Genomic DNA, 18326 nt, shown 5'->3' with positions numbered 1-18326 from the left:
TCTAGCCCCGTCCGGTTAACGGACGAAGCGCTCAGGCCGGGCCGAGCTCGCGCGCCCGCGCGGTGACGAGATCGGCAAGGTGCTCGACCGCCAGCGCGCCCGCCACCGTCCGCTGGATCACGACATTGCGCTTGTCGAGTTCGTCGCGCTTGCGCGTCACCAGGCCGAGCTTGCCCAACGAGTCGAGGGCGCGGGTGATCACCGGCTTGGTGACGCCGAGCCGGGCCGCCAGGCCACGCACCGTATGCGGCGGCAATTCCAGATAGATGGTGAGGAGGATCGCGGTCTGGCGCACCGACAGATCGGCTTGCGTGTCGCGCACCAGGTCGAGATGGACCTCGCGCCAGAGCCTGAGCGCCTGCGTCGGCTTGATCTCCAGCACCATGCCGTCCCCGGATCGTTACGGGGCCGTATCATTGTCGCGACTCCGCCGCCGCGCAAGCCGAGCCGCTCCGCAGGCTTAACGGGCGCCCTACCGTCATTGCGAGCGGAGCGAAGCAATCCAGGGGCAGCGGAGCTCTACGTCTCCCGGATTGCTTCGTCGGCTGCGCCGCCTCGCAATGACGAAAGGCTCTCAGCGCACGCCGTAGAGCTGCTTCGCCAGCGCATAGGTCAGTCGCGCCGCCTGGCATTCGCCGCCTTCGGGCCGGCCCGGCTTCGTCGACGGGTTCCAGCCGTAAATGTCGAAATGCGCGTAGGAGCGGCTGTTCTCGACGAAACGGTTGAGGAACAGCGCCGCCGTCAGCGAGCCGGCGAAAGCGCCGCCGGAGACGTTGTTCACATCGGCGATCCTGGAGTCGAGCATCGCGTCATAGGGCGGCCAGAGCGGCATCCGCCAGACCGGATCGTTCACGGCGGCACCGATGCGGGCGATCTCGGCGGCGAGGCCGTCGTCATGGCTATAGAAGGGCGGCAGCTCGGGCCCGAGCGCGACGCGGGCGGCGCCGGTCAGCGTCGCGAAGTCGATCAGCAATTCCGGCGCCTCTTCATCGGCCAGCGCCAGCGCATCGGCGAGGATGAGCCGGCCTTCGGCATCGGTGTTGCCGATCTCGACGGTCAATCCCTTGCGGCTCCGCAGCACGTCGCCGGGGCGGAAGGACGAACCGGAGACGGCATTCTCGACGGCAGGAACCAGAAGGCGCAGGCGGACCTTCAGCCCAGCCTGCATGATCATGCGCGCCGCGGCGATGGCCGCCGCCGCGCCGCCCATGTCCTTCTTCATCAGCAGCATGCCGGCATCGGTCTTGAGGTTGAGGCCGCCGGTGTCGAAGGCGACGCCCTTGCCGACCAGCGTCAGCCTGGGATGTTCCGGCGCGCCCCAGCGCAGGTCGATCAGTCGCGGCGCGCGGGGCGAGGCCCGGCCGACGGCATGGATCATCGGGAGATTGGCCGCGAGCAAATCGTCGCCGACGGTGCTGGCGACCTCGGCCCCGCAGGCCTCGCCGAGCGCGCGGATGGCCGCCTCGATCTCGGCCGGGCCGAGATCGGCGGCGGAGGTGTTGACGAGATCGCGCGCCAGCGCGGTCGCCTCCGCGAGGCGGGTCAGCTCGTCGCCGTCGACGCCCTCGGGCAGAGCGAGCCGCGCCTGAGCCGGCTTCGGCTTGCGATAGCGTTCGAAGCGGTAGGCGGTGAGCAGCCAGCCGAGCGCGGCGAGGGCGGGATCGCCGAGATCGCCCGCCAGGGCGTAGTCGCCCGGCGGCAGCGTGGTGGCGAGGCGGCCCGGCGCGAACGGATCGCGCCGGCGCGGCCCCGCCGGATCGACGCCGAGCAGCACGGCGACCAGCGCGCCGGCGGCGTCGGGCAGCAGGGCATGCTGGCCCGGCCGCGCCTCGAACCCCTGTGCCTGCGCGAAGCTGCGCGGCACGGGCGCGAGCCCGTCGCGCAGGGCCGGCCAGTCGGCCCTGGCGACGCAATGCACGGGAATGGCCGGCGTACCGGCGGGCAGGAGCAGCGGATGCACGATCGGCGAACCTCGAATGGCGGAAGCGTCGGCGACGGCATGCAGTGCCGGCGCTTTCTGCCCTGATTAACAATCCGTTAGGGTTAACGTTTTATCACCACAGGCAACAGATCCCGTCCCGGCGAGGCATTCCGGCCGATGTCCACCCTCACCCGCGCATCCCGCTTCGGCCACTTCGCCGCGGCCTCCGTCCTCTGCCTTGCACTCGGTGCCTGCCAGCTGCGCGGCGGCGCCGGCGACGTCACCGGCTCGATCGGCTCGAGGCCGAGCCAGCCCCGCACCGAAGCGCAATGGCGCAGCGAGGAAGCCCAGTGGGCGCCGCGCTACGAGGCCAATCCCAAGGACCGCAACGCCGCCTTCTTCTATGCCCGCGCACTGCGGGCGCTCGACAAGAACGCGCAGGCGCTGGCCGTGCTGCAGGGGGCCGTGCTCGTCCATACCGAAGACCGCGAACTGCTCGGCGCCTATGGCCGCTCGCTGGCCGACAATGGCCGGCTGAAGCAGGCGGACGAGGTGCTCGGCCGCGCCCATCTGCCGGAGAAGCCCGACTGGCGCATCCTCTCGGCGCAGGGCACCGTGGCCGACCAGCTCGGCGAGCACGAGCGCGCCCAGCAGATCTACGCGACCGCGCTGAAGCTGGCGCCGAACGAGCCGACGGTGATGTCGAATCTCGGCCTCTCGCTGGCGCTGTCGAAGCACCTGCCGGAGGCCGAACGCGTGCTGCGCGAGGCTGCGGCCGCTCCCGGCGGCGATGCCAGGGTGCGCCAGAACCTCGTGCTGGTGCTGGGGCTGCAGGGACGCTTCCAGGAGGCCGAACAGATCGCCCGCCAGGACATGAGCCCGGCCGAGGCCTCGGCGACGATCGCCTATCTGCGCCGCTCGGTCAGCCAGCCGAACAGCTGGGACATGCTGCGCGGCGGCAAGGCCAAGCCGCCGGCGCGGGCCGCGGCGCCGGCGGCCGGAGTCTCGCAGGGTGGGGCTCAGCCGGCAAGCGGCTGAGACGGCGGCCGGGAGCCCTCCGGCGCCTCACATGGTGGCGAACACCTTGAGGACAGCCGGGGTCATGATCACCACGAACAGGACCGGCAGGAAGAACAGGATCATCGGCACCGTCAGCTTCGGCGGCAGGGCCGCGGCCTTCTTCTCGGCCTCGTTCATCCGCTGGTCGCGGCTTTCCTGCGCGAGCGTGCGCAGGGCGGTTCCCAGCGGCGTGCCGTAGCGCTCGGCCTGGATCAGCGCGGTGCAGACGGACTTCACCGATTCCAGACCGGTGCGCGCGGCGAGATTCTCATAAGCCTGCCGACGTTCGGAGAGATAGGAGAGCTCGGCGGTGCAGAGTGCGAACTCCTCGGCGAGGGGAACCGACTGGCTGCCGATCTCGGTCGAGACCTTGCGGAAGGCCAGCTCGATCGACATGCCCGATTCGACGCAGATCAGCATCAGATCGAGCGCGTCCGGGAAGGCCCGCCGCATCGAGAGCTGACGCTTGCTCGTCGCGTTCGAAAGGTAGATCTCCGGCGCCTTGATGCCGAGATAGGCGGCGCCGATCACGATCCCGACCCGCACGATGGCCGTCTGGCCGAGGTCGTTGAGCACGAACACGTAGAACAACGCGAATAAAAAGAGGCCGATCGGCGTGACCAGCCTGAAGAACAGGAAGGCGACCTCGGCCTGCTGACCGCGGAAGCCCGCCATGGTGAGCTGCTTCTTGGCGGTCTCTGTCCCCAGCCAGTCGCCGAGCTTGAAACGCTCGACGATGGTTCGCATGAACGCCTTCGGTTCCTGGCGGAGCGAGACCTTGTCCACTTGGCGCGCCAGCCGGTCCCGCTCCCGGGCACGAATCTTGTCCCGTTCGGTGGCGACTGATTTCATTCGCTTGCCCAGGACGTTGCCTTCGAGCAGGGGCGCCGCCACGGTCATGATCGTGACGGCCACGGCCACTCCGCCGACCAGGGCAAGCAGGACCCTCATATCCGTGAGACTGTCGATCAGGAGCGCGACCATGGCGAAAGCTCCTCAGATCTCGAAGTTGATCATCTTGCGCATGACCAGCACGCCGATCATCATCCAGATGCCGCAGCCAGCCAACGCGATACGCCCGGCATTCGTGTAGAAGAGGGCGTCCATATAGCCGGGGCTCGTCAGATAAACGAGGCCGGCGACCGCCGGGGGCAAGGAGCCGATGATCGCAGCAGACGCCTTGGCTTCCATCGACACGGCCTTGATCTTGTCGCGCATCTTGCGGCGCTCGCGGATCACGCGCGATAGGTTGGCCAAGGTCTCGGCGAGATTGCCGCCGGTCTTCTGCTGGATCGCCAGGACGATGCCGAAGAAATTGGCCTCCGTGCAAGGCATGCGCTCATACAGCTTGGTGGCGGCGTCGGTCAGCGACAGGCCGAGCGTCTGCGCTTCGATGATCAGCCGGAACTCCGTCTTGACCGGCTCCTGGGCCTCGCTGGCGATGATCCGCAGGCAGTCGTTCAGCGGCAGGCCCGACTTGATGCCGCGCACGATGACGTCGAGCGCGTTCGGAAATTCGTTGATGAAACGCAGCATCCGCTTCTTGGCGAGGTAGGTCAGGTACCAGCGCGGCAGGCCGAGCAGGCCGACGAGGAAGCCGACCAGCACCAGGACCCAATTGCCCGAGGTGATCAGGAGCACGATGGCCAGGACGGTGGCGAGGGCGACGCCGAGCAGCCAATAGTGCTTGCGCGACCAGGACAGCCCGGCCTGTTCGATCCGGCCTTCGATGGTAACCTTGTGGCGCGCCTTCTCGCGATTCTCGATATCCTTCAGGCTCTGCGCGACCTGCCCGCGCCGGGCCTGGCTCTGCGCCTCGCGATCGGCCGCGGCGCGGACTGCGGCCGGAGCGGCGAACTCGCGGCGGCGCTGCTCGACCCGCGCCTGGCCGCTCAGCGCCGGATAGAACAGCGCATAGGCGACGCCGCCCGCCGAGACGGCGGCGAGGATGACGGCAGCGATCTGGCCATAGTCCATGACGTGCCCTTTTCCGCTCAGGCGTCGGCCTGGCTCTCGGCCTCGAGCTGGTCGAGCGCCGCGGCGAGCCTCTGCTCGTCGCCGAAATAGCGGGCGCGCTCCCAGAGGCGCGGCCGGCCGATGCCGGTCGAACGGTGCCGGCCGATCAGGCGGCCGTTCGGATCCTCGCCGAGCACGTCGTAGGTCATCAGGTCCTGGGTGATGATGACGTCGCCCTCCATGCCCATCACCTCGGTGATGTGGGTGATGCGGCGCGAGCCGTCGCGCATGCGCTGCGCCTGGATGATCACGTCGATCGACGAGCAGATCATCTCGCGCAGCGTCTTCGACGGCAGGCTGAAGCCGCCCATGGTGATCATCGATTCGATACGGCTCAGGCACTCGCGCGGCGTGTTGGCGTGCAGCGTGCCCATGGAGCCGTCATGGCCGGTGTTCATCGCCTGCAGCAGGTCGAAGGCCTCCGGTCCGCGCACCTCGCCGACGATGATGCGCTCGGGGCGCATGCGCAGGCAGTTCTTGACGAGATCGCGCATCGTCACCGCGCCCGATCCCTCGAGATTGGGCGGCCGCGTCTCGAGGCGTACGACATGCGGCTGCTGCAGCTGCAGCTCGGCCGCGTCCTCGCAGGTGATCACCCGCTCGTCGTTCTCGATGTAGTTGGTCAGGCAGTTGAGCAGCGTCGTCTTGCCCGAGCCGGTCCCGCCCGAGATCACGACATTGCAGCGGACCCGCCCGATGATCTTGAGAATTTCGGCGCCGGGCGGCGAGATCGCCCCGAAGCGCACGAGCTGATCCAGCGTCAGCTTGTCCTTCTTGAACTTGCGGATGGTCAGCGCCGGCCCGTCGATCGCGAGCGGCGGCGCGATGACGTTGACGCGCGAGCCGTCCGCGAGACGGGCATCGCAGATCGGCGAGGCCTCGTCGACGCGGCGGCCGACCTGGCTGACGATGCGCTGGCAGATGTTCATCAGCTGCGCGTTGTCGCGGAAGCGGATACTGGTCAGCTGAATCTTGCCGCCGGTCTCGATATAGGTCCGGCCGGCGCCGTTGACCATGATGTCGGCGATGTCGTCGCGGGCGAGCAGCGGCTCCAGCGGTCCATAGCCGAGCACGTCGTTGCAGATGTCGTCGAGCAGCTCTTCCTGCTCGGAGATCGAGAGCACGACGTTCTTCAGCGAGATGATCTCGTTGATGATGTCGCGGATTTCCTCGCGGGCCGACTCGCCGTCGAGCTTGGCGAGCTGCGAGAGATCGATCGCCTCGATGAGAGCACCGAAGATCATGCTCTTCATCTGGTAGTAGTCTTCGGACTTCGGCGCCTCGACCGGCGGCGGCGGCGGCGCCGGCCGGCGCGCCTCGGCGGCGGCCGGGCGCAGCTCGGGCTGCCGCGGCGCTGCGGCCGGGGCGGCGCTCTGCCCTTTCAGCGGCGCCGGGGCGTTCGCCTGTCGCTTGCCGAACATCGTCAGGCCTTCCGACGGATCAGCTTGGCCACCAGCGGCTCGAACAGGCTGCGCCTGGCGCGCTTCTGTTCGCCACGCCCGGTGAGGACCGTCGCGATATGGCCGAAGGCTTCGGCCACTTTGCCGCTGGACTGGATCTCGGCGATCATCTGGCCGTTATTGGCCGCGGTCCCGAAGAGCTGGGCATCGAACGGGATCGCGCTCAGCACCTCGATGCCGAGCGCCTTGGCGAATTCGCCGGCCTCGATCTCCGGCCGCTTCGGCAGGCCGACCTGGTTCAGGATCAGGCGCGGGATGGCGTCGTTGGGGCGCGCCGCCCGCAGCAGATCCACCAGATTCTTGGCGTTGCGCAGCGAGGCGAGCTCGGGCGCGGCGACGATCGCGACCTCGTCGGCGCCGATCAGAGCGCGCCTGGCCCAGCCGGTCCACAGATGCGGCACGTCGAGCACGATGCAGGGCACGCTGGCGCGCAACAGGTCGAACAGGAGGTCGAACGCCTCCTCGCCGAGGTCGATGGTCCGGTCCAGCATCGCCGGCGCGGCGAGCAGAGCAAGATTGTCGCTGCAGCGCGAGAGCAGCCGGTCGAGCATGTTGGCGTCGAGCCGGTCCGGCGCGAAGACGGCATCGGCGATGCCCTGCGGCGGATCCTGGTTGAAATCCAGCCCGGCGGTGCCGAAGGGAATGTCGAGATCGGCGATCACCGTCGAGGCGAGCAGGTCGCGGGCGATGGCCCAGGCGACGTTGTGCGCCACCGTCGAGGCGCCGACGCCGCCCTTCGCGCCGACGATCGCCATGGAGCGGCCGAGCGCCGCCGAGCCGGCCGTGGCGTAGAGCTCGGACAAGGTGCGCAGCAGATCGAGAATGCCGAAGGGGGCGACGAGATAGTCGCTGACGCCGCGCCGAATCAGCTCGCGATAGAGCTGGATGTCGTTGACATGGCCGATGACGACGACCTTGGTGCCGGGGTCGCAGCTCTCGGCGAGCGCGTCGAGATGGGCGATCAATGCCGGCGGGTCGCTGACGGTTTCGAGCACGATCACGTTCGGGGTCGGCGCGGCCCGGAAGGCTTCGACCGCGGCGGCGGGGCCGCCCATCTGGACACGGGCCTGGACCTTGCCCATGCGCCGGTCGGCCGCCACCGCCTGCATCACGCCGGCGACCTCCTGCGTCTCGCAGAAGGCCTGCAAGGTGATGCGCGGCAGCGGGGCGATGATCTCCTCGCTGGCCATGCCCGGCTCGAGTTCCGGCGTGCTCGCCATCATTTGCCTCCGACGGCGTCGCTGAGCTTGGTCTGCTCCTGGCGATATTGCGTCGAGGGGTCCTTGCCCTCGCGCAGTTTCTTGACCGCCTCCATGCGCTTTTGCGTATCGAGCCGGCCTTCGCTGCGGGCCCGCACAAGATCGAGCGGGTCGGCGATCTGCGCCGCGAGATTGGCCTGGCTGGCGCAGCCGAGGTTCCAATAGGGCTCGTTCATCGCATCCCCCTTGTAGCTGGAGACGCCGAGATCGGCCGGCCATTGCCCGCAGGAATGCGGCAGTCCAGCCTGCAGCGAGGCGTAGGTGAGGCGGATGGGCGAGGCGAGGCCGGGATCGGCGACCGCGTAGGTCCTGACCGAGAGCGAGCCGGGTGACACGCCGGCGCGGGCGAGCGAACGGCGGATACCGTCGAGCGTGTCGCGGGCGGCGAGGTCGCGCCCGGTGCCGGTCGGCACCTCGGCGACGAGACCGCCCCTGCCGCTGCGGCGGTAATCCTCGCCGAAGCGGGCGACGTCCTCGGTCTGACGCGGGTCGAGAGCGCCGCCGGCCCGTCCGACGAAGACGTCGAGCGAGCGCGGCGCATCGCGCAGCACGATCGGGTGGCGCTCGCGGGTATCGGTCGGGATGCCCGAGGTCGAGATGTCGCCCCTGGCGCAGGCGCCGAGCAGGAGCGCGGCGGCGAGCGCGGCCGGCAGCGCCGCCTGTCCGCCGCGGTGGGGCTTGCTGGTCACGGTCACGATCGCCATCCTTCTCGCAGCCCCGTCCTCAATCGGCGATGAAGCCGACGCGGCCCTTGTAGGCCTGCGGAATCGGCCCGCCGCTGGTCGATCCGTAGATCTTGTTCAGCCGCCCCATCAGGATCGTCTGGGCGTCGTGCGCCTCGACGAAACCGTCATCCGGCCGCTGCAGCCCGTTCGGGCCGACCGGCTTCACGATGTAGGGCGTCACGGCGATCATCAGCTCGGTCTCCTCGCGCTGGTAGTCGCGCGAGCGGAACAGCGTGCCGATGATCGGAATGTTCATCAGCCCGGGCATGCCGTTGATCGCCTGGCGCGAGACCCGCTGGATCAGGCCCGCCGTGGCGAGGGTGCCGCCGGAGGGCAGCTCGACGGTGGTGTCGGATTTGCGCGTCCGGAAGCCGGGAGCGTTGACCGCCGTGGTCTCGGTGGGGTTGAGACGAAGCTGGTTTTCGAAGTCGAGTTCCGTCACCTCGGTGGCGATGCGCATCGAGATCTTGCCCTCCGACATCACGATCGGCGTGAAGTTCAGGGACACGCCGACGGGCTTGTAGGTGATGTTCAGGACGCAGCGATTGGTGTTGTCGCAGGTGTAGCCGTTCGGGATCGGGATATCGCCGCCGGCGGTGAACTTGGCGCTCTCGCCGGAGATTGCCGTGACGGTCGGCTCGGCGAGCACGCGCGACAGGCCAGCGCGCTCGAGCGCCCGCATGGTGACGTTGGTCGAGTTGCCGATGCCGGCGCCGATCGCCGTCGCGGCCAGCTGCTGCGGCTGCAGCGAGAACGGCGTGTCGATGGTCGGGGTGATGCTGAACTTGCCGAGCTTCCACTCGCCCGTCGAGTTGATGCCGAGCTGCTTGATCGCCCTGCGGGCGACTTCGGAAACCGTGACCTTGACCATGACCTGATCACGGCCGCGGATGGTGAGCGAGTTGATCACCGCGCCCTTGGTCGCGTTCTGCCCCTCACCGGAGATGCCGACGAAGGCGTTGGCGATGTCCATGGCCTGCGTCGCCTCGGAGGCGCTCGCGACATTGCCGACCAGCAGGATCGAATTCCCCGCCGGCTTGACCTGGATGTCGGCGCCCGGCATTGCCGTGCGCAGCGTCTGCCGCAGCACGTTGAGGTCGCGGCCGACCTCGATCTCCAGCGCCGTGATCTGCCGGCCCTCGGCGTCCATCACGAACATGGAGGTCGAGCCGTCGGCCATGCCGATGACGAAGAGCTTGCGGGCCGAGCGGACCACGGCGTTCGCCACCTTCGGATTGGCGACGAAGACCTCCTTGGCGTCGCGCGGCAATTCGACGATCAGCGAACGCCCGATCGAGAGATCGAGCCGGCGCGAGACCGCGTGCTCGCTGGCGCCGACATTGAGAACCGGCGCGGCGCCCTTCTGCTGCGCCAGCACCGGCGCGACGCCGAGCAGGGCGATGATGGGCAGGAGCGTCAGGGACAGGGCCAAGGCACGGTGGCGGCGCGGCTGGCGCATGGCGGATGTCGCGATCGGGGTCATGGCTTCACCGTCTTGGTGACGACGCCGTAGCGGACGAGCGTAAGGCCCCCGTCCCCGCTGGGCGGGCTCTTGTCGCCGGCGTCCTGCAGGCTGCGCAGCGCCAGGGAGAGGGTTCCGGTCTTCTGCGCCAGCGTCACGGCCTCGACCTGTCTCGGATCGAGCTCGAGCGTCGCGGTCTCGCCGACCACGACCTTCTCGCCGTTCTTCTCCTGGATGCTCTGGCCGATCGCCAGCACGCGGACATTGCCGATCAGGGTCTCGCTGGCGGCGGGCGAACCATCCTTGGAATTGCTGTCGTCGCGGCTGGTGTAGATCACGTCGACACGGTCATTGGGCAGGATGAAGCCGCCGGCGGTGCTGGCCCCGCGATTATCGGTGGTGATCGCGACGGCGCGCTTGCCTTGCGGCAGGATCGCCGAGAGGAAGCCGGATTCGGCCTTGAGCAGCTTCTCGCGGCGGATCGGCTCGGAGCCGTAGAGCGGCGCGCGGGCGATCTGGCCGACGAACTCGCCCTCGCCCTCCGGCAGGTCCTGGCGGCGGATGACGCCGGCGGGCAGGCTGGCGAGCGGCCAGGCCAGCCATTTGAGGTCTCCGGCGGCGAGCTTGTTGCCGAGCGGGACATCGGCGGCCGCGACCAGCACCTCGACCGTCGGCGCCGGCTCGTATGTGGTCACCGACGGCGTCGTGACCTTCGGCGGGCGGGCGACCAGCAGGGCGGCGGCGAGGCCTGCCACCACTGCGACGGCGAGAATGATGATGCGGGCGGGACTCATGGCACATGATCCTTGGCCGGCATGCGCCGACCCTCAGCCGGATCGTGGCTCTCGAATTGTCAACTTATGGTTAATCGGAGGTATCTTTTTGTGCGGATCGGCCGTTCCGGAACGGGAACCTGGCGCTCACATGCCGATGGCTGCCCGCCATATCGCTGTGTCGGGAAGAATCACGAGCGCGGCGGCAGCGAGCGCGATCCCGTAGGGCACGCCCTGCTTGGTGTCGTGCAAGCGCCGCGCCCAGCCCCATCCGCTCGCGAGCGCCGGCAGCGGCACGGCGCGCAACCTGAGGATCAGCACGGTCAGAAGCCCGCCGCCCAGTGAGGCAATGAAGAAATAGGGGAGTAACTGATCGAAGCCGAGCCAGAGTGCCGTCACGGCCGCAAGCTTCGCATCCCCGCCGCCGATCCAGCCGGCCGCAAACAAGCCGAAGCAGACAGCGAGCACCGTCAACCCGGCGGCGAGATGCCAGCCGGATGCGACCCAGCCAAGTCCGATCGACGCGGCGCACAGCCCGAACGCCGCGAGCAGCAGCAGGCAGAGCCAGTTCGGTATCGTCATGGTCACGAGATCGCTCGCAGCAGCATAGGCCATTGCAGCAGGGAAAATGACGAGAACGGCAATCAGCGACATTGACATGACGTCGATCCCAAGAAGGAAACGCCGGCACCGTAGGTTCCGCGCGTCACCAAAGCCTTACGTATCCTAGCGCCCGAACGAGAAACGCCCCGGACGATGTCCGGGGCGTGGAGAATTTTCCCGCGCCGAGACCGATCAGCCGCCGAGGCCGGCGAGGACCTGCTGGAAGCGGGCGTTGAGCGCCGGGCCGATAGCGGTCCAGGTGCCGATGCAGACCACGGCGATCAGGGCGGCGATCAGGCCGTATTCGATGGCGGTCGCGCCGGACTCGTCCTTGGCGAAGCGCGCGAACAGGTTCTTCATGGGTAGCTCCTTTGCACCACGTTTGACTGCTGCCTTTGCTCTCAGCGGCTTCGGTCAGCGACAGGGAGGACACTACCCGGCCCGCCTTGCCGATCAGTTAAGGCGACCCAATAATTCGCCGAATTTTACAGGTCTTCCCTAGATGGTTAACGTGCTTTTATCGAGAAACTACAGTTAACGACTTGTATAAAACTTTCACCAAGGCAAATCACATCCCAACGTCCTGACTTTGTCGTCAAATATGACGCTTGGTCATGACAAGGGCAACGGCGCGGCCTTTCCAGATTTCACTCGGCGTCGACAGTTTTGGCCCCGCGACGGACAAGTCGGCCTGCGCCAAACACCGGCGTCTTAGGAATTGGTTCATCATTTTCGGCTTTCCTCGCCCTGTTCGAAACCTTGAGGCGCGAGCCATGTCGATTGCGATGCCGGGGTCGCGGCTCTTCCGATGCTTCCCGGCTCTTCTCTGCGCCCTGTCGGCGGCCGCCGGCGGGCTCGGCCTGACGGCCGGTCGGGCGCAGGCGCAGGCGAGGCTCGTCGCCGCCCCGCCAGCGGAAACCCGCGGCGAAGCGGGTGAAGCGAAGGCGGAGTCCGTGGCGGTGACGGTCGACCACGCCAAGGTGCTGCGTCTGCCCGAGAAGGCGCAGACGGTGATCGTCGGCAATCCGGCGATCGCCGACGTCACGGTCCAGCGCAACGGCGTGATGATCGTCACCGGCAAGAGCTTCGGCGTCACCAATCTGATCGCGCTGGACGCGACCGGAGCGCTGCTGGCCGAGTCCACCGTCCGCGTCGGCGCCGCCAGCGATTCGATCCTGACCGTGCAGCGCGGCCTCGAGCGCGAAAGCTATTCCTGCACGCCGGTCTGCCAGCCGAGCGCGCAGCTCGGCGATTCCAAGAGCTTCTTCGACGGCGCCAACGGCCAGAGCGGCGCCCGCAACGCGGCGGCGACGGGCGCGGAGAAGAAGTAGGCTCCCCGCGCCAGCCGCGGCGATTCCAGTAGTTTAGAGCACGCTGCGAAAAACCGTTGCCACTTCTTCGCAGCGTGCTCTTGCTCAGATCGTCTGGTTGTAGGCGCCGACTTCCGGGTTCTCGCGCAGGACGCCGTCGATCGCCTTGAACATCTCGCGCATGCGCGCCTCCGAGACCGGGCTCTCGCAGACCACGACCAGCTCCGGCTTGTTCGAGGAGGCGCGGATCAGGCCCCAGGTGCCGTCCTCGTTGACGACGCGCACGCCGTTGACGGTGATGACGTCGCGAATGGCTTGGCCGGCGATGGTCTGGCCAGCCGCCCGCATCGCCTCGATGCGCCGGGTGATCTTGTCGCTGACGCCGTATTTGACCTCGTCGGCGCATTTGGCCGCCATGGTCGGCGTGCCCCAGGTCTTCGGCACGGCGGCGTAGAGCTCGGCCATCGACTTGCCCGGGTTGCGGTCGAGCATGTCGATCACCGCGATGGCGGTGACGACGCCGTCGTCATAGCCGCGGCCGACCGGCGCGTTGAAGAAGAAGTGGCCGGACTTCTCGAAGCCGGCGAGCGCCTGCAGGTCGCGGACGCGGCGCTTGATGTAGGAGTGGCCGGTCTTCCAGTAGTCGGTCTTCACACCGAGCTTCTGCAGTTCGGGATCGGTCGAGAACAGGCCGGTCGACTTGACGTCGACGACGAATTGGGCGCCCGGATGCAGCTTGCCGAGGTCGCGCGCCAGCATCACGCCGATCTTGTCGGCGAAGATCTCCTCGCCATGGTTGTCGACGACGCCGCAGCGGTCGCCGTCGCCGTCGAAGCCAAGCGCGACATCGGCGCCGTGCTGCTTCACGGCGTCGGCCATGGCGTGCAGCATCTTCATGTCTTCGGGGTTCGGATTGTAGCGCGGGAAGGAATGGTCGAGCTCGGCATCCATCGGGATGACCTCGCAGCCGATCGCCTCCAGGATCTTCGGCGCGAAGGCGCCGGCCGTGCCGTTGCCGCAGGCGGCGATGACCTTGAGCTTGCGGGTGATCCTGGGGCGGTTGGTCAGGTCGGCGACGTAGCGCGCCGGGAAATCCGGCACGAACTCATAGGAGCCGCCGCCGGACAGGTCGAAATCGGCGGCGAGCACGATGTCGCGCAGCTGGCCCATCTCGTCCGGGCCAAAGGTGACGGGACGCTGCGCGCCCATCTTCACGCCGGTCCAGCCATTGTCGTTATGCGAGGCGGTGACCATGGCGACGCAGGGCACGTCGAGCGCGAACTGGGCGAAATAGGCCATGGGCGACATGGCGAGGCCGATGTCGTGGACCTTGCAGCCGGCCGCCATCAGGCCGGTGACCAGGGCCATCTTGATCGAGGCGGAGTAGCCGCGGAAATCATGGCCGGTGACGATCTCGGGCTTGACGCCCATGCGCTTGATCAGCGTGCCCAGGCCCATGCCGACGGCCTGGACGCCCATCAGGTTGAGCTCCTTCCCGAAGAACCAGCGGGCATCGTATTCGCGGAAGCCCGTGGGCTTCACCATCGGCAGCGATTCGTATTCGAAGGTGTTCGGGAAGAGCTCGGGCAGGGGCGTCGGAAACATCGGGCCATCCATCTTCGAGGAGCGCCGGCCGCGGGGCCTGCGCGGAAACCATGCAACGGGACGCTGCGGAACGGACAGGCCACAGGCGACATGAATGCAGCCTGAGCATGGCAGCGCCGGGACGCAAGCCCGGCATAGCCGATCGACGACGGAAGCGGAATGCCGGACGCCCTACAGGAAGCTGCTGCCGACCAGCGCCTCGATCGCCTCGCGGCGCGGCACGCTCGGCTGGGCGCCGGCGACCGTGCAGGCGAGCGAGCCGGCCGCGAGCCCGCGCTGAACAGCGCCGGAAAAGCCGAAGCCGGCCTGCAGCGCGGCGGCGAAGGCGCCGACGAAGCTGTCGCCGGCCGCGACCGTGTCGACCGCGTCGACGACCGGTGCCTCGAGCCGGCGCCTGACGCCGCCATGCCAGCCGACCGCACCGGCAGCGCCAAGCGTGACGATGCAGGCGATGCCGCGCTCGCCGTCGATGCGCCGGGCGATCGCGTCGGGCTCGGTCTCGCCCCAGCCGAACGAACGGGCCAGAATCAGCGCCTCATGCTCGTTGACGATCAGGATGTCGGTGAGCGCCAGCAGCTCCGGCGCCGGCGTCCCGGCGGGGGCGAGATTGAGAATCACCCGGCCACCGCCGGCGCGCATCGCCTTTGCGGCCCGCAGGCATTCGGCCTCCGGAACCTCGCGCTGGAGCAGGAGCAGGTCGCCCTCGCCCGGCCTGAGGCCCGCGACGGCATCGGCCTTCGCCAGCGCATTGGCCCCGGCCGCCACGACGATCTGATTGGCGCCGTGGGCGTCGACGGCGATGAAGGCCGCGCCGGTCGGCGCCTCCAGGCGGGCGACATGGCTCAGCTCGACGCCGTCCTTCGCCAGGAGATCGAGCGCGATCCCGGCGAAGCCGTCGCGACCGACCGCGCCGACCAGCGTCACCGCCGCGCCGGCGCGGCGCGCCGCCAGCGCCTGGTTGGCGCCCTTGCCGCCGGGGTGCAGGGCGTAGCCGGGGCCGATGACGGTCTCGCCCGGGCCGGGCAGGCGCTCGACCGGCGTCACCAGATCGACATTGAGCGAGCCGAAGACGATGATCATGCCGCGAGATCCCGGGCGAGCCGGCTCACGCCGGCGACGAAAGCATCCTCCGGCGTGACCAGCGCATGGTCGAGCCCGGCTGCCGCGAGCGCCCGGCCATAACTCTGCGCGAGCACGCCATCCGCCACGAGCTTGAGATTGGCGAGGCCACCGAACAGGGCGCGGGCGCCCTCGATCTCCTGCGCCACCAGCAGGGCCGAGAGATAGGGGCCGACCGCACCGCCGCTCATGCGCCCGGCGAGAACCTCGCTGCGGGCATGGAAAGCGGCATTGAGCAGCCCGCCCGGCCGCCGCGCCGCCGCGAGCCCACGGCTCGCGCCTTCGGCGGCATCGTCGCCGATCGGCTGGCTGGCCAGCCGCGACAGGATCGATTGCTCGCGCAGCAGGCCGTAAACCTCGCCGGTCATGAAGCTGGCGAATCGGGTGATGCGGCCACCCTCGACCTCGACCCATTTCGAATGGGTGCCGGGCAGGCAGGCGACGCCGTCGGCCAGGCCGAGACCGACGATCAGCGTCTCCTCGCCGCGCATCACGTCGAAGGCGCCATCGTCGTAGGAGAGGCCGGGCAGGACGGTTGCCCGCGTGCCGTCGTCGAGCGTAACGACCAGGCCCGCGGCAGCGATGTCTTCCGCACGCGCCGGGCAGGCGACATAGGGCGCCTCGACCCAGCCATTGCGGCTGCCGACCATGCCGGCGAGCAGCACGGCCGCGTCGGGGCGGGCCCGGCGGAGCTCGCCGGCGATCTCGGCGAAGGCGGCCGGGAAGCCGCCCGATGGCACCGACTGGATGCCGCGGTCGGCGACGCGTTTCGCCAGAACGGCGCCATCCTCGCCGATGAGGAAGGCGCGGGCGCGCGTCGTGCCCCAGTCGAGCGCGATCAGGGGTTTGGCCATGGCAGGCTCCGGCAGGGCTTGTTCGTCCGTCATTCCCGGCCGAAGCGAAGCGTAGAGCCGGGAATCTTCCTGCCGGAGATGCCCGGGTCAAGCCCGGGCATGACGGCCAAGCCTCAGAGGTCGAAAAAGACCGTCTCGCCCTCGCCCTGCAGACGGATGTCGAAGCGGAAGACGCCGTCGGCGCCGCGTCTGGCGATCAGCGTGCCGCGGCGCTCCGCCGGCACCAGGGCCAGCACCGGATCCTGCGCATTGCCCGGCTCGTCATCGAAGTAGATCCGCGTCGCCAGCCTGACCAGAAGGCCGCGGGCGAAGATCGATACGGCCAGATGCGGCGCCTGCCGCGACCCGTTCGGCCCCGGCAGCGCTCCGGGGCGAACCGTCTCGAAGAAGAACGCCCCTTCGGCGGTGGCCTCGGCCCGTCCGAAGCCGGTGAAGCCGGCATTGCCGGCCGCCTGGAACCGGCCCTCGGAATCGGCCTGCCAAGTCTCGATCATCGCATCGCCGACCGGCTCGCCGTCGCCGTCGAGGACCCTGCCCTCGATGCGGATGCGCTCGCCGGCGACGCTTTCGCCCGCGACCTGCTCGGTGGCGAGCTCCGGCCTGCCATAGGCGCGCGGCGTCAGCCCGTAGGCGAAGAAGGGACCGATGGTCTGGGACGGGGTCAGGCCGTCCGGCTTCTCAATGCTCATGCGGCTCCTCCGTCGGCGTCGCCTCGCGGCCGCGCAGCACGATGTCGAACCTGTAGCCCAGCGCCCATTCCGGCTGGGTCGTGTCGAGGTCGAAGCGCGAGATCAGCCGGTTGCGCGCCCGCTCCTCGGTGATCGACTGGAAGATCGGGTCGAAGGGGAAGAGCGGATCGCCCGGGAAATACATCTGGGTGATCACCCGCGACAGGAAGCTCGGCCCGAACAGCGAGAAATGGATATGGGCGGGCCGCCAGGCATTGTGGTGATTGCGCCAGGGATAGGCGCCCGGCTTGATGGTGACGAAGCGGTAGCGCCCTTCCGCATCGGTGAGGGCGCGCCCCGCCCCGGTGAAGTTGGGGTCGAGCGGCGCCGGGTGCTGGTCCTTGACGTGAACATAGCGGCCGGCGGCATTGGCCTGCCAGATCTCGATCAGCGTGTGCGGCACCGGCCGTCCATCCTCGTCGAGGACGCGGCCGCTGACGATGATGCGCTCGCCGAGCGGCTCGCCGGCATGGTGGCGCGTCAGATCGCTGTCGGTTTCGGAGACCGCGACATGGCCGAAGACGGGCCCCGTCGTCTCCGACAGCATGTGCGGCAGCAGGATCAGCGGCTGCGACGGCGCCCGCTTCAGCGTGCTGCGATAATCCGGCGAGTTGTTGAGCGGGTGGGCCGTCAGCCCCTTGCGCGGAAAGATCAGGCTCATGCCGCCACTCCATGGGCTTTGCGGGTGCGGGCGTGGAGATCGCGCAGGATGGCGAGCTCCTCCGCGGTCGGAGCCGGCGTGTCCGCCGGCGCGGCGGCGAAGCGCAGCGGCCAGCCGCAGGCGGCCTCGACCTGCGCGCGCGTCACGCCGGGATGCAGCGAGACGACGGTGAGCTCGGCGGTTTCCGGATCGGGCTCCATCACGCACAGATCGGTGATCACCCTGGTCGGGCCCCTGGTCGCCAGGCCGAGCTTCTCGCGATCGCCCTTGCCGGAGCCGTGGCCGAAGGAGGTGACGAAGGGCAGGCGGTCGACGAAGGCGCGGGTGCCCATCGCCATGGTGATGAAGATCTCGCCGCAGCTGGAAGCGATCTCGGGCGCGCCGCCGCCGCCGGGCAACCGCACCTTCGGCGCGTCATAGGGGCCGACTACCGTGGTGTTGAGGTTGGCGTAGCGGTCGATCTGGGCGCCGCCGAGGAAGCCGATGGTGATGCGCCCGCCCTGCAGCCAGTAACGGAACATCTCCGGCACGGAGACGGTGGTCAGCGCGGTGTCGCAGAGCTCGCCGTCGCCGATCGAGAGCGGCAGCACGGCCGGCCGGGTCGAGAGCGTGCCGGATTCGTAGATCAGCGTGATCTTCGGCGCGTGCGTCAGCCGGGCGAGGTTGCAGGCGGCGGACGGCGCGCCGATGCCGACGAAACAGACGTCGTCGTTCGACAGGAGCCGCGCCGCGGCGATGGTCATCATCTCCGAAGGGGTGTGGCTCATCGCA

The 18326-nt window shown here is 68.8% G+C and carries 19 protein-coding genes; 2 read left to right on the top strand and 17 right to left on the bottom strand.

Annotated elements, in window-relative coordinates; genetic code table 11:
- Nucleotides 1-31 precede the first annotated feature (31 nt).
- Both CS1GBM4_RS05305 and CS1GBM4_RS05300 read right to left on the bottom strand, forming a co-directional pair.
- Nucleotides 32-385, bottom strand: coding sequence for a MarR family transcriptional regulator (locus CS1GBM4_RS05305; protein ID WP_186417646.1), 354 nt, complete (start codon nucleotides 383-385; stop codon nucleotides 32-34).
- Nucleotides 386-574: 189 nt separating this feature from the next.
- A complete protein-coding gene (locus CS1GBM4_RS05300) occupies nucleotides 575-1960 on the bottom strand; it encodes a leucyl aminopeptidase family protein (protein ID WP_244607067.1) in 1386 nt (461 codons plus the stop codon).
- Between the two features lie 138 nt (nucleotides 1961-2098).
- Here CS1GBM4_RS05300 and CS1GBM4_RS05295 point away from each other — a divergent pair, with 138 nt between their 5' ends.
- Nucleotides 2099-2959, top strand: a complete 861-nt coding sequence (locus tag CS1GBM4_RS05295) for a tetratricopeptide repeat protein (protein WP_186417645.1) — start codon at nucleotides 2099-2101, stop codon at nucleotides 2957-2959.
- A gap of 27 nt (nucleotides 2960-2986) precedes the next feature.
- Here the strand turns inward: CS1GBM4_RS05295 and CS1GBM4_RS05290 are convergent, their stop codons facing one another.
- From CS1GBM4_RS05290 to CS1GBM4_RS05250, 9 genes are all read right to left on the bottom strand, one after another.
- Nucleotides 2987-3964 (bottom strand): type II secretion system F family protein, encoded by a 978-nt coding sequence (locus CS1GBM4_RS05290; protein ID WP_186417644.1) that lies wholly within the window; start codon nucleotides 3962-3964, stop codon nucleotides 2987-2989.
- A gap of 12 nt (nucleotides 3965-3976) precedes the next feature.
- A complete protein-coding gene (locus CS1GBM4_RS05285) occupies nucleotides 3977-4957 on the bottom strand; it encodes a type II secretion system F family protein (RefSeq protein ID WP_186417643.1) in 981 nt (326 codons plus the stop codon).
- Between the two features lie 17 nt (nucleotides 4958-4974).
- A complete protein-coding gene (locus tag CS1GBM4_RS05280; protein WP_186417642.1) occupies nucleotides 4975-6417 on the bottom strand; it encodes a CpaF family protein in 1443 nt (480 codons plus the stop codon).
- Between the two features lie 2 nt (nucleotides 6418-6419).
- A complete protein-coding gene (locus CS1GBM4_RS05275) occupies nucleotides 6420-7676 on the bottom strand; it encodes a CtpF protein (protein ID WP_186417641.1) in 1257 nt (418 codons plus the stop codon).
- Nucleotides 7676-8410 carry a CpaD family pilus assembly protein gene (locus tag CS1GBM4_RS05270; RefSeq protein ID WP_244607066.1) on the bottom strand — a complete coding sequence of 245 codons (735 nt, stop codon included), beginning with the start codon at nucleotides 8408-8410 and terminating at the stop codon, nucleotides 7676-7678. The genes CS1GBM4_RS05275 and CS1GBM4_RS05270 overlap by 1 nt, the downstream gene beginning before the upstream one ends.
- A 28-nt stretch (nucleotides 8411-8438) precedes the next feature.
- Nucleotides 8439-9923: a type II and III secretion system protein family protein gene (locus tag CS1GBM4_RS05265; protein ID WP_244607065.1), complete on the bottom strand. Its 1485-nt coding sequence runs from the start codon at nucleotides 9921-9923 to the stop codon at nucleotides 8439-8441.
- A complete protein-coding gene (gene cpaB / locus CS1GBM4_RS05260) occupies nucleotides 9920-10696 on the bottom strand; it encodes a Flp pilus assembly protein CpaB (RefSeq protein ID WP_186417639.1) in 777 nt (258 codons plus the stop codon). The genes CS1GBM4_RS05265 and cpaB overlap by 4 nt, the downstream gene beginning before the upstream one ends.
- A gap of 126 nt (nucleotides 10697-10822) precedes the next feature.
- Complete coding sequence (locus CS1GBM4_RS05255; protein WP_348522310.1) at nucleotides 10823-11335, bottom strand: prepilin peptidase; 513 nt, start codon at nucleotides 11333-11335, stop codon at nucleotides 10823-10825.
- Nucleotides 11336-11470: 135 nt separating this feature from the next.
- Entirely contained in the window at nucleotides 11471-11638 is a 168-nt protein-coding gene (locus tag CS1GBM4_RS05250; RefSeq protein WP_186417638.1) for a Flp family type IVb pilin, read from the bottom strand.
- A gap of 413 nt (nucleotides 11639-12051) precedes the next feature.
- Between CS1GBM4_RS05250 and CS1GBM4_RS05245 the strand changes: the two genes are divergently transcribed.
- Nucleotides 12052-12609: a pilus assembly protein N-terminal domain-containing protein gene (locus CS1GBM4_RS05245; protein WP_244607064.1), complete on the top strand. Its 558-nt coding sequence runs from the start codon at nucleotides 12052-12054 to the stop codon at nucleotides 12607-12609.
- A gap of 84 nt (nucleotides 12610-12693) precedes the next feature.
- Here CS1GBM4_RS05245 and CS1GBM4_RS05240 read toward each other — a convergent pair whose 3' ends face one another.
- From CS1GBM4_RS05240 to CS1GBM4_RS05215, 6 genes are all read right to left on the bottom strand, one after another.
- Nucleotides 12694-14193, bottom strand: a complete 1500-nt coding sequence (locus CS1GBM4_RS05240; protein ID WP_186417637.1) for a phosphomannomutase/phosphoglucomutase — start codon at nucleotides 14191-14193, stop codon at nucleotides 12694-12696.
- A 171-nt stretch (nucleotides 14194-14364) separates the two neighbouring features.
- Nucleotides 14365-15273: a ribokinase gene (locus tag CS1GBM4_RS05235; RefSeq protein WP_186417636.1), complete on the bottom strand. Its 909-nt coding sequence runs from the start codon at nucleotides 15271-15273 to the stop codon at nucleotides 14365-14367.
- Entirely contained in the window at nucleotides 15270-16166 is an 897-nt protein-coding gene (locus CS1GBM4_RS05230) for a 2-dehydro-3-deoxygalactonokinase (protein ID WP_186417635.1), read from the bottom strand. Before CS1GBM4_RS05230 ends, CS1GBM4_RS05235 begins: the two co-directional genes overlap by 4 nt.
- 113 nt (nucleotides 16167-16279) lie before the next feature.
- Nucleotides 16280-16855, bottom strand: a complete 576-nt coding sequence (pcaG, locus tag CS1GBM4_RS05225; protein ID WP_186417634.1) for a protocatechuate 3,4-dioxygenase subunit alpha — start codon at nucleotides 16853-16855, stop codon at nucleotides 16280-16282.
- Entirely contained in the window at nucleotides 16845-17555 is a 711-nt protein-coding gene (gene pcaH / locus CS1GBM4_RS05220; protein WP_186417633.1) for a protocatechuate 3,4-dioxygenase subunit beta, read from the bottom strand. Before pcaH ends, pcaG begins: the two co-directional genes overlap by 11 nt.
- The gene (locus CS1GBM4_RS05215; protein ID WP_186417632.1) at nucleotides 17552-18322 is read right to left on the bottom strand and encodes a CoA-transferase subunit beta; all 771 of its coding nucleotides are present in this window, start codon (nucleotides 18320-18322) and stop codon (nucleotides 17552-17554) included. Before CS1GBM4_RS05215 ends, pcaH begins: the two co-directional genes overlap by 4 nt.
- Between the last annotated feature and the right edge of the window lie 4 nt (nucleotides 18323-18326).

It is taken from the genome of Allobosea sp. CS1GBMeth4 (genome assembly GCF_900185715.1).
Classification (GTDB): Bacteria; Pseudomonadota; Alphaproteobacteria; order Rhizobiales; family Beijerinckiaceae; genus Allobosea.
Note: the sequence above shows the minus strand (reverse complement) of the source record. Positions and strands in the feature narration are given on the sequence as shown.

Bases quoted from the DNA above. Each gene is read 5' to 3' on its own strand.
- CS1GBM4_RS05305 (WP_186417646.1), bottom strand. From the start codon at position 385: ATGGTGCTGGAGATCAAGCCGACGCAGGCGCTCAGGCTCTGGCGCGAG.
- CS1GBM4_RS05295 (WP_186417645.1), top strand. From the start codon at position 2,099: ATGTCCACCCTCACCCGCGCATCCCGCTTCGGCCACTTCGCCGCGGCC.
- CS1GBM4_RS05290 (WP_186417644.1), bottom strand. From the start codon at position 3,964: ATGGTCGCGCTCCTGATCGACAGTCTCACGGATATGAGGGTCCTGCTT.
- CS1GBM4_RS05285 (WP_186417643.1), bottom strand. From the start codon at position 4,957: ATGGACTATGGCCAGATCGCTGCCGTCATCCTCGCCGCCGTCTCGGCG.
- CS1GBM4_RS05280 (WP_186417642.1), bottom strand. From the start codon at position 6,417: ATGTTCGGCAAGCGACAGGCGAACGCCCCGGCGCCGCTGAAAGGGCAG.
- CS1GBM4_RS05275 (WP_186417641.1), bottom strand. From the start codon at position 7,676: ATGGCGAGCACGCCGGAACTCGAGCCGGGCATGGCCAGCGAGGAGATC.
- CS1GBM4_RS05265 (WP_244607065.1), bottom strand. From the start codon at position 9,923: ATGACCCCGATCGCGACATCCGCCATGCGCCAGCCGCGCCGCCACCGT.
- cpaB (WP_186417639.1), bottom strand. From the start codon at position 10,696: ATGAGTCCCGCCCGCATCATCATTCTCGCCGTCGCAGTGGTGGCAGGC.
- CS1GBM4_RS05255 (WP_348522310.1), bottom strand. From the start codon at position 11,335: ATGTCAATGTCGCTGATTGCCGTTCTCGTCATTTTCCCTGCTGCAATG.
- CS1GBM4_RS05250 (WP_186417638.1), bottom strand. From the start codon at position 11,638: ATGAAGAACCTGTTCGCGCGCTTCGCCAAGGACGAGTCCGGCGCGACC.
- CS1GBM4_RS05245 (WP_244607064.1), top strand. From the start codon at position 12,052: ATGTCGATTGCGATGCCGGGGTCGCGGCTCTTCCGATGCTTCCCGGCT.
- CS1GBM4_RS05240 (WP_186417637.1), bottom strand. From the start codon at position 14,193: ATGTTTCCGACGCCCCTGCCCGAGCTCTTCCCGAACACCTTCGAATAC.
- CS1GBM4_RS05235 (WP_186417636.1), bottom strand. From the start codon at position 15,273: ATGATCATCGTCTTCGGCTCGCTCAATGTCGATCTGGTGACGCCGGTC.
- CS1GBM4_RS05230 (WP_186417635.1), bottom strand. From the start codon at position 16,166: ATGGCCAAACCCCTGATCGCGCTCGACTGGGGCACGACGCGCGCCCGC.
- pcaG (WP_186417634.1), bottom strand. From the start codon at position 16,855: ATGAGCATTGAGAAGCCGGACGGCCTGACCCCGTCCCAGACCATCGGT.
- pcaH (WP_186417633.1), bottom strand. From the start codon at position 17,555: ATGAGCCTGATCTTTCCGCGCAAGGGGCTGACGGCCCACCCGCTCAAC.
- CS1GBM4_RS05215 (WP_186417632.1), bottom strand. From the start codon at position 18,322: ATGAGCCACACCCCTTCGGAGATGATGACCATCGCCGCGGCGCGGCTC.